The sequence below is a fragment of the Actinoplanes ianthinogenes genome, assembly GCF_018324205.1.
Classification (GTDB): domain Bacteria; phylum Actinomycetota; class Actinomycetes; order Mycobacteriales; family Micromonosporaceae; genus Actinoplanes; species Actinoplanes ianthinogenes.
Genome location: NZ_AP023356.1, coordinates 2,280,992 through 2,293,031, shown reverse-complemented (window position 1 = coordinate 2,293,031; position 12,040 = coordinate 2,280,992). Strand labels below are relative to the sequence as shown.

Sequence of the window (12,040 nt, the reverse complement as noted above, 5' to 3'; positions counted from 1 at the left end):
CGGAGACATGTTCACACCGCGTACCCCGAGAATCGTCGCCGCTCGCCGCCTCCAGCGGCGCCGGGACCGTGACCAGGCCCGCCGCTTCCTCGCCGAGGGTCCGCAGGCCGTGCGTGAGGCCCTCGCGGCCGGCGTGGTCCTGGAGCTGTTCGGCACCCCGGCCGGCCTGGAGAAGCACGCCGAGCTGACCGCGCAGGCGCCGGAGGTCTCCCCGGTGACCGACGAGGCGCTCGCCGCGCTCGCCGAGACCGTGCACCCGCAGGGCATCGTCGCGCTCTGCGAGCAGGTCGACGTGTCGATCACCGAGGCCCTCGGCAAGCAGCCCCAGCTGGTGGCGGTGCTCGCCGAGATCCGCGACCCGGGCAACGCCGGGACCATCCTGCGCACCGCCGACGCCGCCGGCGCCGACGCGGTGATCTTCGCGGGTGACGCGGTCGACCCCTACAACGGCAAGTGTGTCCGGTCGTCGGCCGGCTCGCTGTTCCATGTGGACGTGGTCCGCGCCCCGCTCGGCGTGCTCGGCCTGCTCCAGGACTCGGGTCTGCAGGTCCTGGCGACCAGCGGCACCGGATCGGACGACGTTGACTCGCTGCTCGACGGCGGGCTGCTGAGCGGGCCGACCGCGTGGCTGTTCGGCTCCGAGGCGCACGGCCTGCCCGGTGAGCTGCTCAAGGCCGCCGACCGCCGGGTCCGGGTGCCGATCTACGGTGGCGCGGAGAGCCTCAACCTGGCCGCCGCGGCCGCGGTCTGCCTATACGCGAGTGCCCGCGCTCAACGGTGACGGTAGACTGGCCGCCATGTCAGGTCTGAGGGAACTGTTTAGCCGGCCCGCTGGTCGCGGGCGCCGGATCTGACACACTCCTGCGCGACTCCCGTGACCGGCGGGCTGCGGCCCAGCCGTGCCTCCGTACACTGCCGATGGTTACCCGGTGTGAGGGAGTTCGCCCGACCATGTCTTACCGCAACGATCCGTACGATCCGAAGCAGGCCGCCCTGCTCGCGCCCGAGGCCCTGGAGGCCGCGGTCGCCGAGGCCGAGAAGGCCTTCGCGCAGGCCACCGACCTCGACGCGCTCGCCGCGCTGAAGCCGGCGCACCTCGGCGACCGCTCGCCGGTGTCGCTGGCGCGCCGGGAGATCGGCTCGCTGCCCCCGGCCGCGAAATCCGACGCCGGCAAGCGGGTCAACGTGGCCCGCCAGGCCGTGCAGGCCGCATACGACGCCCGCCAGGCCGAGCTGGAGGCCGACCGCGCCGCCCGGGTGCTGGTCGAGGAGCGCGTCGACGTCACCCTGCCGTGGAACCGGCGCCCGCGGGGCGCCCGGCACCCGCTGACCACGCTGATGGAGCACATGGGCGACGTCTTCATCGGCATGGGCTACGACATCGTCGACGGTCCCCAGCTGGAGCTGGAGTGGGCCAACTTCGACGCGCTCAACATCGGGCCGGACAACCCGGTCCGCGGGGCCTCCGACACGTTCTTCGTGGACGTGCCGGGGCTGGTGATGCGGACCCACACGTCGCCCGGGCAGGTGCGCACCATGCTCAGCCGGACGCCGCCGATCCGGGTGGTGAGCCCGGGGCGGGCGTACCGGACGGACGAGCTGGATGCCACGCACACCCCGGTCTTCCACCAGATCGAGGGCCTGGTCATCGACGAGGGCATCACGATGGCCCACCTGCGTGGCACCCTCGACCACTTCGCCAAGGCGATGTTCGGCACGGAGGCGCGGACCCGGTGGCGGCCGCACTACTTCCCGTTCACCGAGCCGTCCGCCGAGTTCGACGTCTGGTTCGCCCAGCACCGCGACGGCCCGCGCTGGGTCGAGTGGGGCGGCTGCGGCATGGTCAACCCGAAGGTGCTGACCGCCTGCGGCATCGACCCGGCCCGGTACTCCGGGTTCGCGTTCGGCATGGGTGTCGAGCGGACCCTGATGTTCCGCAACGGCGTCAGCGACATGCACGACATGGTCGAGGGCGACGTGCGGTTCACCACGAACTTCGGAATGGAGTCCTGACGCAGATGAAGACGTCACTGTCGTGGCTGCGCGAGTACGTCGAGCTGCCCGCGGACCTCACCGCGGAGCGGCTCGACCTGGCGCTGACCAACCTCGGCATGGAGGTCGAGTCGATCGTCGACCAGGCCGGCACCGTCAAGGGCGACCTGGTCGTCGGCCGGGTGCTGACCATCGAGGAGCTGACCGGCTTCAAGAAGCCGATCCGGTTCTGCACCGTGGACGTCGGCCGCGCCGTGCCGCAGGAGATCGTCTGCGGTGCCCGTAACTTCGCCGAGGGCGACCTCGTGGTGGTCATCCTGCCCGGCGGTGAGCTGCCGGGTGGCTTCACGATCGGGGCGCGCAAGACGTACGGCCGCAACTCGCACGGCATGATCTGCTCGGCGCGTGAGCTGGGCGTCTCCGACGAGCACGAGGGCATCATCGTGCTGCCCGCGGGCACGGCGGCGCCCGGTGTCGACGCGCGCCCGGTCGTCGGCCTGGACGACGTGCTGGTCGAGGTGGAGATCACCCCGGACCGCGGCTACGAGATGAGCGTCCGCGGCATCGCCCGGGAGCTGGCCACCCACTTCGGCGTGGCGTTCACCGACCCGGCCGCGATCGAGGCCGCCGGCAGGACGGCGGATGTCCCGTGGGCGGTCACCGTCGAGGACACCGTCGGCTGTGACCGGTTCTCGGCCCGCGTGGTGCGCGGCATCGACCCGGACGCGAAGTCGCCCGAGTGGATGCAGCGCCGGCTCATCACCGCCGGGATCCGGGCCATCTCGCTGCCGGTCGACATCACCAACTACCTGATGCTCGAGTTCGGTCAGCCGATGCACGTCTTCGACCTCCAGCGGCTGCGCGGCGGCCTGACCGTGCGCCGCGCCCACCCGGGGGAGAAACTGACCACCCTGGACGGCGTCGCGCGGGTGCTCGACGCCGAGGACATGGTGATCTGCGACGAGACCGGGCCGATCTCGCTCGCCGCGGTGATGGGCGGCGAGACCAGCGAGTGGCAGCAGGGCACGGTCGACGTGCTCCTCGAGGCCGCGCACTGGGACCCGGTGATGGTCGGGCGTACCGCCCGCCGGCACAGGCTGTTCAGCGAGGCCGCCAAGCGCTGGGAGCGGGGCGTCGACCCGCAGCTCACGCTGGCCGCGCTGACCAAGGCGGTGGAGATCCTGACCACGTACGCCGGCGGCACCGCCGACGAGCGGGTCCTGGACATCGACCACGTCGTCCCGCCCGCCGCGATCCACCTGCCGGCCGACCTGCCGTCCCGGATCATCGGCCTGCCGTACTCGCCGGACCGGATCGCCGAGCTGCTGACCGCGGTCGGCTGCACGGTCGCCGGCAGCGACGTCGTCCCGCCGAGCTGGCGGCCCGACCTGCTCGCCCCGATCGACCTGGTCGAGGAGGTGGCGCGGCTCGGTGGGTACAACGACATCCCCAGCGTGCTGCCGCCGGCCGGGGCCAGCAAGGGCCTCACCCCGGCGCAGCGCCGCCTGCGCTCGGTCGGTCGCGCCCTCGCCGAGAACGGCTACGTCGAGGTGCTGTCCTACCCGTTCGTCGCGCCCGGCGCCGCGGACCTGCTCGGACTGCCCGCCGACGACCCGCGGCGCAGTGCGGTCCGGCTGACCAACCCGCTCTCCGAGGAGGAGCCGCTGCTGCGGACCAACCTGCTCGGCCCGCTGCTCGGCACGCTCAAGCGCAACCTGGGCCGCGGCCACCGGGACGTCGCGCTCTTCGAGACCGGTTCGGTGTTCCTGCCGCACCTGTCCGCGACCGCCCCGCCGGTGCTCGGCGTCGACCGGCGGCCCACCCCCGAGGAGTGGGCGCAGGCGAACGCGATCGTCCCGGAGCAGCCGTGGCATCTCGCCGTGGTCCTCGCCGGTGACGTGTCGCCGGCCGGCTGGTGGGGTCCGGGCCAGGCCGCGAGCTGGGCCGACGCCATCGAGGCGGCCCGGATCGCGCTCAGCGCCGCCGGTGTCCCGGCCCGGCTGGTCTCGGTCCGCGCGGCCGAGCAGGCGCCGTGGCACCCGGGCCGCTGCGCCGCGATCCTGGTCGGCGACGAGGTGGTCGGTTACGCGGGTGAGCTGCACCCGGCCGTGGTCTCCGCCCTCGAGCTGCCCAAGCGCACCAGCGCCATGGAGATCGACCTGGACGCCCTCCCGGACGCCGGGGTCGTCGACGCACCGACCATCTCCACGTTCCCGGCGGCCCTGATCGACGTGGCCCTGGTCCTGGACCGCACGGTCCCGGCCGGTGAGGTGCAGGCCACCATCGCCGAGGGCGCCGGGCAGCTGCTGGAGACGGTCGCGCTCTTCGACGTCTACGAGTCGGAGCAGCTCGGCGAGGACAAGCGCTCGCTGGCCTACAAGCTGACCTTCCGCGCCCCGGACCGCACCCTCACCTCGGAGGAGACGATCGCGGCCCGCGACGCGGCGGTCGCGCTCGCGGCCTCCCGTTTCGGCGCCACGCTGCGCGGCGCCTGACGGTTCGCCGAGGGACTCGCGGTTCGCCGCGAGTCCCTCGGCTCGCACTCGGCCGGGTCAGGAAACAGGCCTCAGTCCCACCAGAACTCCCACTCGGTCTGCCCGACGAGCTCAGTCGCATACTCCCTGACCTCGGTGATGCCGCCCACGGTGTCGGAGCAGAAGGCGAGATGCTCGGCGGCCAGCAGCTGCGCCGCCGGGAGATCGGCCGGCGGCGCGGCCACGCTGAGAATCATCTTGTCGAAGCCGAGTGACAGCAGCCGGACCCCGAAACGCTCCTCCCAGCTGCGCAGCACGGTGCAGAACTTGGCCGTGTCGTTCTCGTGGTTGACCGGCCCGGTCCAGCCGATCAGCGCCGGGATGTCGGCGGAGCGCTCACACCGGACCAGCCCGAGCCGCGCGCCGGTCATCCGCTCCGAGCCGGCCAGCAGCTCGGCCACCTCGGCGGCCCGCTGCTCCGGATCCACGCCACCGGCCGGGGCCGGCGTCAGCCCGGGCCACTCGGCCGGGAAGGTGGCGAAGTCGAACTCGTCCTCCTCCTCGGGCACCTGACCCTCGAACCACTCCCGCAGCAGGGCGGCCGGGTCGTGGTCCCCGGGCCTCGTCCTGATCAGGCGCGGATTGAGCTCGTCGGTCTCCCAGGGGCGCAGTGGCGGCTCGGCATAAAGCCCCCTCAGCAGCAACGGCCACAGGCCGCTCGCCGCGAACTGCGCGTGCACGGTGCTCCACCAGCCGGGCTCGACGGTCGGCCGGCTCACCCAGAGCAGCCCCTGCGCCGAGCGCCAGGCGCCGCCGACCGGGTCGTCATCCAGTTTCGGGCTCTCTCCCACGGACATGCGCCGAACCTACCGACCCGGTCTGACATTTCCGAAGCCGCGCTTGGTCATCGGCCTTTCAGCAGCTGCCGCGCCTGCGGCCGCTCCGCCGGATCCAGCCGGGCGCAACCGGACTCCAGGACCCGCCACGGCCCGGCCGCCAGCCCCGCGTCGATCGTCGACCGCACCGCGTCCACCCGATCCGGCGCGGTCGCGAAGAGCACCCGCAACCGCAGCCGATCACCCTCCACCGACCGCGCGGTGTGGTGCGACGCCCCACGCAGCGCCTCCGTGATCAGGGCGTCCGGCGCCGCGGGATCGGCCCCGGCATCGAGGACGACCGTGGCGTGGTGCGCGTAAACCTGCCGCATCCCGCCACGGTAGCCCGCGATCAGTCGATGGTGTGGCCGCCGTTCACCGTGATCCGCTCGCCGGTGATGAACCGCGACGCGTCCGACGCCACGAACGCCACCACGTCCGCGATGTCCTGCGGTGTGCCGATCCGTCCGAGCGGGACATCCGCGACATACCCGGCGGTGTCCGCGTCCCCGTGCCGCTCCACCGGGATCCACCCGGGCGCCACGACGTTCACGGTCACGCCGTCTCTGCCCAGCTCGCGAGCCCACGTCCGGGCCAGCCCCAGCTGCGCGCCCTTGGCCGCGTTGTAGGCCGACATCCCGGGCAGCGCCCGCTCGAACGCGTCCGAGCCGATGTGGATGAACCGGCCGCCGCCCAGTTCCCGCATCCCCGGCAGGGTCGCCTGCAACAGCAGCGTCGGACTCTTCACGAAGAACTCGAGCTGGTCCAGGTGATCCTGCCAGCTGACCTCCTCGGCCGGGGCGGTCGGCTGCGGGCCGGTGGCATTCGCCACCACGACCCGGATCGGCCCCAGGCTGTCGGTGGCCAGGGACACCATGTCGCGTACGCCGTCAGCATCCGTCACGTCGGCCTGAATCGCCACCGCCCGCCCGCCACCGGCGACGATGTCCGCGACCACGCGGTCGGCCCCGTCCCGGTCCGACCGGTAGTTCACCGCCACCGGCCACCCGTCCGCCGCCAGGCGCCGCGCGATGTGCGCCCCCAGTCCTCGCGATGCCCCGGTAATCAAAGCCGCGCCGTTGATCGTCACGCTGCCACCCTATGCGCGTGATCAAGGCCCGCTTCCCGGGCGGTCGCTCGGTTCGCTCCACGAGGAGGCCCGGTGGACGACCCCGCCGGTGTCCGGGTCCGAGGAGCCAGGGACACCGGCGAAGACTGCCTCAGTTCTTGGAGATGTAGAGGCGCTGCCCGGCCGGCCGGAACCCGACCCGCTCGTAGACCCGCCACGAGTCGTCCCCGGACGCCTCCAGCCAGGCGATCTCCACCCCGGCGCCGAAGAGCCGGCGGACCACCGCCGCGGTGATCGCCGCGCCCACGCCCTGCCGCCGGAAGGGTGAGTCGACGGCGATCCCGGCGACCTCACTGATCCCGTCGCTCGGCACGGACGACACCGCGCCACCGGCATAGCGGCCGCCGGTCGTCCGGGCGGCGACCAGGACTCCGCCGCGCTGCTGGTTGCGGCGCTGGCGGTCGGCCTCCGCCGGGTTCGGCGTGTAGAGCTCACCGAACGCCGCCGACTGCACCGCGATCATCCCGTGCAGTTCGTCGTCGCTGACCGGCTCGATCAGCGCGAAGCCGTCCGGGGTCGGCGGCTCGACGAACGTGGACGGGGTGCAGACCAGGTACTCGTGCCGGACCTCGACGGTGAATCCGGCTTCGATCAGCAGCTTCTCCAGTGCGGGGGCGCAGCTGACGACGTACTCAAGCCGGGGTTTGCGATCGCCGAAGGCCGCGACCAGGGCAGCGACATCGGCCGCGGTGATCTCCGCGCCGGGAACCGGCGTGGCGTAGTTGATGAACGGACTGTCCGAGCTGTCGTCGAACCCGATCACGAACGGCCCGCACTCGACGGCGTTCGGACGGTTGGCGAGGTTCGCGACAACGGCGCGCTGAATGCGCAGATCCATGGTGAGGTGACCCTTTCGAGGGCTCGAAAAAGAAAGAAAGAAGCGAGGGCAGACGTCTTAGCGGCAGAGGCCGCTGAGCACCGCGGGGATCACAGGCTTCACTCTTTCGAGCACTCGGGACCGCGCCGGACGCGCGATCTCGGCGAGAATCTATCAGGAAGCCGGCCGTGGCGCAGCAGCCGGACTGTGGTGTCCGGAAGTGTTCACCGCGCGCACGCCGAACTGCACGTTGTCCTTGGACACGTCCACGGTCGCCGTCCCGACCTTGCCGACCGCGACCGCGTCGGTCCAGTCCGCCGCCGTCGTCTCCCGCCACACGATCTCGTATCCGGCCAGGTCCGGCTCGCTGCCGACGGTCCAGCGCAGGGTGGTCCGGTTGGTCAGCTGGGTCGTGTCGATCACCACGTCCTTGGGCGTGCCGGGCGCGGTGGCGAGCGACCAGAGGGTCGCCGCGTTCACCCGGGCGACCCGGGCGATGTAGTCGAAGTCGCAGAATTCCACCAGATCGCCGTACTGGACGCCGTCCTGCACCCGGACGTCCTGGTGCTCGTGCGCGAAGTTCTCCCGCGGCTCGGTGAAGCGGGCCGCCGGATAGCCCCGGAGCAGGAACGAGATGTGGTCGCTGCCGCGCAGGTAGCGGTCGCGGCGCCAGACGACCCGCACGGTCGTGCCGGCCGGCTCGACCTCCTTGACGAACCTGCCGAGCTGGCGCGACGGGCCGTCGTTCTCCCCGCCGACGCTGCGCCGGACACTCGCCTCGGCCGCGGTCTCCGCGGTCGGCACCCCCTCGACGAAGAGCCGGACGGTGCGCGGGGAGGGGCGGCTGCCGTCGTGGGCATCCCCTGATCCGACTATGTCGTTGCTGAACATGCCCTGGATGTCCGCATTCTTGTCTTTGAATGACTGCGCCAGGTGGTCCGAGCCGTAGAGCCCCTGCTCCTCCCCGGCGACCGCGGCGAACACCAGGGTCGCCTGCGGCGCTCGCCGGGCGAGGACCCGGGCCAGCTCCATGACCACCGCGACCCCGGAGGCGTCGTCGTCCGCGCCGGGCGCATCACTGGTGAAGTCCAGCACGTCGGTGACCCGCGAGTCGTAGTGCCCGGTGACCACGTAGATCCGTTCCGGCGTCGCACTCCCGGGCAGCGTGGCGATCACGTTGGTGATGACCGTCGGCGTGGGCACCCGCGGCGACACCGGCTGCACGAAGGACTGAAGCTCGACCGTCATCCGGGTGCCGGCCGCGTACTCCTGGAGCCGGGCGTGGATCCAGTCCCGGGCCGCCCCGATGCCCCGGACCGGGTCGGTCTGCGAGGAGAGCGTGTGTCGCGTACCGAAATCGGCCAGCCGCCGCACCGTCTCCTCGATCCGGCGTGGGTCGATCTCCCGGAGGATCTCCCGCAGCGCGCGGTCCGGTGAGCGCCGGCGCGGGCCGGCCGCCTGCGCGGCCCGTGCCGACGCGGCCAGGGGCGCCGCGGCCGCGGCGGTCAGCAGAACACGCCGTCTCGTCATGCCTGCCACTCTGGTCCACGGTGGACGACGTGTCCATGACCGTCAATGTCAGATGGTGCCATGGAGGTAGCGCTGGACGGTCGGGCCGAGCCAGGCGACCGCGTCGTCGCGACCGAGATCGACCACCGGCGGCAGGCGCAGCACGAACCGGCACAGCGCGAAGCCCAGCATCTGGGTGGCGATCAGCCCGGCCCGGGTCGCGGCCGAGGCCGGGTCGGGGGCCAGCCGGGCGGTGACCGGGCCCAGCTGGGCGGCGAAGATCTGCTGCATCCGCAGCGACGCCGCCTCCTGGGTGACCGCGGCGCGGATCAGGGCGAGCAGGGTCTCGTCGCCCTCCCAGCGATCCAGGAAGTGCTCCACCAGCGTGGCGCCGCGCCGCTCGGCGGGCACCCCGTCGAGCGAGGGGAGCCGCAGGTCGAACTCGGCGGCCGCGGCGAACAGCTTCTCCTTGTTCCCGTAATAGCGCATCACCAGCGACGGGTCGATGCGCGCGTCGGCGGCGATGGCCCGGATGGTGGCCCGCTCGAACCCGTCGGCGGCGAACCGCTCCCGCGCGGCGGTCAGGATCGCGGCCCGTGTGGCGTCGGAGCGGCGTGGTCCGGTCATGCCGCCAACCTATGTCAACAAGTGTTGGCCAACAAGTGTTGACTCGATCTCGCATCCATGTCTACCGTTGTCAACAAGCGTTGGCAAAACCTAGGGAGGCAGTCGTGCACACCACCGTGGCGATCGTCGGAGCCGGCCCGACCGGCCTGCTGCTGGCCGGTGACCTGGCGCGGGCCGGCGTCGAGGTGACCGTTTTCGAGCGCCGGTCCGGCACGTCCAACCTGACCCGGGCGTTCGGCGTGCACGCCCGCACGCTGGAGGTCCTCGACGCCCGCGGGCTCGCCGACGAGTTGCTCACCACCGGGGCCCGGGTCGACAAGCTGCGCCTCTTCGACCGGATCAAGGTCGACCTGTCGCGGCTGCCGTCCCGGTTCCCGTTCCTGCTGATCACCCCGCAGTTCCACGTCGAGCGCCTGCTCGAGGAGCGCGCGATCAAGGCCGGCGCGCAGATCGTCCGGGGCGCCGAGCTGACCGGTCTGGATCAGGACACGCTCCGTTTCGGCAGCGAGACGGTCACCGCCGACTGGATCGTCGGCGCCGACGGCGTGCACAGCGCGGTCCGCGCGGCGGTCGGCCTGCCGTTCCCCGGCCGGTCGGTGCTCACCTCGATCATGCTGGCCGACGTGCGCCTGGCCACCCCGCCCGCCGAGGTGCTCGCGGTCAACGCGGTCGGCGACGCGTTCGCGTTCGTCGCCCCGTTCGGCGACGGTTGGCACCGGATCTTCGCCTGGGACCGCCGCAAGCAGGTCAGCGACCGCGAGCCGGTCACCCTCGACGAGATCCGCGCGGTCACCCGGCGCGCCCTCGGCACCGACTTCGGCATCACCGAGGCCCGCTGGATGTCCCGCTTCCACAGCGACGAGCGCCAGGTCCCGGCATACCGCACCGGAAACGTCTTCCTGGCCGGCGACGCCGCGCACGTGCACTCCCCGGCCGGCGGCCAGGGCATGAACACCGGCCTCCAGGATGCCGCGAACCTCTCTTGGAAACTCGCCGCCACCGTCCAGGGCTGGGCCCCGCCGGGCCTGCTCGACACCTACCAGTCCGAGCGCCACCCGGTCGGCAAACTGGTCCTGCGCAGCTCAGGCACCCTGATCCGGCTCGCCATGATCGAGTCGGCGCCCGCCCGCCACCTCCGCAACACGGTCGGCGCCGCCCTGATGTCGCTGCCCGCGGTCAGCCGCCGCGCCGCCGGCGTGCTCTCCGGCGTCGGCATCGACTACGCGGGCGCTCCGCGCACCGCGGACCTTCCGCTCCGCGACGGAGGCCGCCTCTACGAGTCGCTCCGCGCCGGCCGGTTCGTCCTGCTCACCGACGATCAACCCGCGGCGGGGTACGCCAACCGCCTCCTGGTCACCGCCCCGCAGACCCGGTCCCGCCCCGAGGCGACCCTGGTCCGCCCGGACGGCTACACCGCCTGGCAGGGCCCCGCCGCCGAAACCGGAGCCGCCCTGCACCGCCACCTCGGCCCGGCCTGACCCCCACCCACCGAACGGGCCGAGACCGCCCCATCACCCGAACCCGGCCGCCCGATCAGCTCGCCGCGATCGCGGCGAGGGATCAGCTCGCCGCGATCGCGGCCTCCACCCCGGTCTCATGCGGCCCGAGAAAGACCGGATCCCGCCGCGTCACCACATCGAACGCCGCCTTCACCGCGGCCCCCCACTCGCGAACCTCACCCCGCACCCACATCGGCTTGTAGACCCGGGCCGTGTCGTCCCCGACCCCGTCCGCCTCGACCCCCAGCGACCGGCACACCGCCACCGCCCGCGGCACATGGAACGACTGACTGACCACGATCGCCCGGCTCACCCCGAAGATCTTGTTGGCCCGGGCGCACGAGTCATAGGTGTCGAACCCAGCGTGATCAAGCACGATCTTGTCCGCCGGAACACCCCGGGCGATCAGATAGACCTGCATCGCCCCGGGCTCGTCATAAGACCATTCCGCGTGGTCCCCGGACACCAGAATCGCCTTGACCTTGCCCGCCTGATAAAGCTCCCGGGCAATGTCCAGCCGAGCCGCCAGAAACGCCGACGGCTCCCCGGGCGGATCCACCTGCGCCCCGAGCACCAACGCCACCGGCGCCGCCGGCACGTCCGCCGCCGCGTACACATGCCCGTCAGCACTGCTGCGAAGCCACAGATTCGCCGACGCCACCGTCACGATCGCGAGCACAGTGCCGAGCCCACCTGCGACAACAAGCCGACGAAACCAGCGGGACCGGCGAACCCGGCCAATCGAAATCTTGGGCACGCGCCCACTCTCCCAGCCCCCGGCAACCCCCACCTACCCCATCCGTGCCAACCGGCCGCCCGAAAAACCATCCCCGCTGCCGCGACACCAACCGCCCGTTTCCGGACCCTTTCTCGTACGACTGGAAGCCCCGTGCCAACCGGCCCGCGACGCTGCGGCCCACCCCGGACCGCCACGCGTGTCGTGCGGGTCCGCTCGCCCCACGCGACGCCCCGGCCCCCTCACGACCGCGACGCGCCCCCGCCCCCGGGCTGGCCATCACGGCCCTATCCCGCGCCCGGATACGGCCATCAGAACCAGCTCGAGGCTTTGGGCTGGCTTGTATGGCCGTTTCCGGTTGCGGGATAGGGCCGTGTGGACC

The 12,040-nt window shown here is 72.3% G+C and carries 11 protein-coding genes; 4 read left to right on the top strand and 7 right to left on the bottom strand.

Annotated elements, in window-relative coordinates; translation table 11 throughout:
* Positions 1 to 7: 7 nt before the first annotated feature.
* From Aiant_RS10515 to pheT, 3 genes are all read left to right on the top strand, one after another.
* The gene (locus Aiant_RS10515) at positions 8 to 781 is read left to right on the top strand and encodes a TrmH family RNA methyltransferase (protein ID WP_189333386.1); all 774 of its coding nucleotides are present in this window, start codon (positions 8 to 10) and stop codon (positions 779 to 781) included.
* Positions 782 to 951: 170 nt separating this feature from the next.
* Positions 952 to 2,013: a phenylalanine--tRNA ligase subunit alpha gene (gene pheS, locus Aiant_RS10510; RefSeq protein ID WP_189333387.1), complete on the top strand. Its 1,062-nt coding sequence runs from the start codon at positions 952 to 954 to the stop codon at positions 2,011 to 2,013.
* Between the two features lie 5 nt (positions 2,014 to 2,018).
* Positions 2,019 to 4,487: a phenylalanine--tRNA ligase subunit beta gene (pheT, locus tag Aiant_RS10505; protein WP_189333388.1), complete on the top strand. Its 2,469-nt coding sequence runs from the start codon at positions 2,019 to 2,021 to the stop codon at positions 4,485 to 4,487.
* Positions 4,488 to 4,558: 71 nt separating this feature from the next.
* Here pheT and Aiant_RS10500 read toward each other — a convergent pair whose 3' ends face one another.
* From Aiant_RS10500 to Aiant_RS10475, 6 genes are all read right to left on the bottom strand, one after another.
* Positions 4,559 to 5,323 (bottom strand): DUF4253 domain-containing protein, encoded by a 765-nt coding sequence (locus Aiant_RS10500; protein WP_189333389.1) that lies wholly within the window; start codon positions 5,321 to 5,323, stop codon positions 4,559 to 4,561.
* Positions 5,324 to 5,370: 47 nt separating this feature from the next.
* On the bottom strand, positions 5,371 to 5,673 hold the full coding sequence (locus Aiant_RS10495) for a hypothetical protein (RefSeq protein ID WP_189333390.1): 303 nt from the start codon (positions 5,671 to 5,673) through the stop codon (positions 5,371 to 5,373).
* Between the two features lie 20 nt (positions 5,674 to 5,693).
* Complete coding sequence (locus Aiant_RS10490; protein WP_189333391.1) at positions 5,694 to 6,431, bottom strand: SDR family oxidoreductase; 738 nt, start codon at positions 6,429 to 6,431, stop codon at positions 5,694 to 5,696.
* A 130-nt stretch (positions 6,432 to 6,561) separates the two neighbouring features.
* Positions 6,562 to 7,308, bottom strand: a complete 747-nt coding sequence (locus Aiant_RS10485; protein ID WP_189333392.1) for a GNAT family N-acetyltransferase — start codon at positions 7,306 to 7,308, stop codon at positions 6,562 to 6,564.
* A 153-nt stretch (positions 7,309 to 7,461) separates the two neighbouring features.
* The gene (locus Aiant_RS10480) at positions 7,462 to 8,817 is read right to left on the bottom strand and encodes a M20/M25/M40 family metallo-hydrolase (RefSeq protein ID WP_189333393.1); all 1,356 of its coding nucleotides are present in this window, start codon (positions 8,815 to 8,817) and stop codon (positions 7,462 to 7,464) included.
* 48 nt (positions 8,818 to 8,865) lie between these two features.
* Positions 8,866 to 9,423 carry a TetR/AcrR family transcriptional regulator gene (locus Aiant_RS10475; RefSeq protein ID WP_189333394.1) on the bottom strand — a complete coding sequence of 186 codons (558 nt, stop codon included), beginning with the start codon at positions 9,421 to 9,423 and terminating at the stop codon, positions 8,866 to 8,868.
* A gap of 104 nt (positions 9,424 to 9,527) precedes the next feature.
* On the opposite strand from Aiant_RS10475, the gene Aiant_RS10470 reads away from it, so the two are divergent.
* Positions 9,528 to 10,901, top strand: a complete 1,374-nt coding sequence (locus tag Aiant_RS10470; protein WP_229830722.1) for an FAD-dependent monooxygenase — start codon at positions 9,528 to 9,530, stop codon at positions 10,899 to 10,901.
* Between the two features lie 82 nt (positions 10,902 to 10,983).
* Here the strand turns inward: Aiant_RS10470 and Aiant_RS10465 are convergent, their stop codons facing one another.
* Positions 10,984 to 11,679, bottom strand: coding sequence for a SanA/YdcF family protein (locus Aiant_RS10465; protein WP_189333396.1), 696 nt, complete (start codon positions 11,677 to 11,679; stop codon positions 10,984 to 10,986).
* Positions 11,680 to 12,040 lie beyond the last annotated feature (361 nt).

Coding starts and splice junctions, on each gene's coding strand:
- pheS (WP_189333387.1), top strand. CDS start 952: ATGTCTTACCGCAACGATCCGTACGATCCGAAGCAGGCCGCCCTGCTC.
- Aiant_RS10475 (WP_189333394.1), bottom strand. CDS start 9,423: ATGACCGGACCACGCCGCTCCGACGCCACACGGGCCGCGATCCTGACC.
- Aiant_RS10515 (WP_189333386.1), top strand. CDS start 8: ATGTTCACACCGCGTACCCCGAGAATCGTCGCCGCTCGCCGCCTCCAG.
- pheT (WP_189333388.1), top strand. CDS start 2,019: ATGAAGACGTCACTGTCGTGGCTGCGCGAGTACGTCGAGCTGCCCGCG.
- Aiant_RS10495 (WP_189333390.1), bottom strand. CDS start 5,673: ATGCGGCAGGTTTACGCGCACCACGCCACGGTCGTCCTCGATGCCGGG.
- Aiant_RS10480 (WP_189333393.1), bottom strand. CDS start 8,817: ATGACGAGACGGCGTGTTCTGCTGACCGCCGCGGCCGCGGCGCCCCTG.
- Aiant_RS10485 (WP_189333392.1), bottom strand. CDS start 7,308: ATGGATCTGCGCATTCAGCGCGCCGTTGTCGCGAACCTCGCCAACCGT.
- Aiant_RS10500 (WP_189333389.1), bottom strand. CDS start 5,323: ATGTCCGTGGGAGAGAGCCCGAAACTGGATGACGACCCGGTCGGCGGC.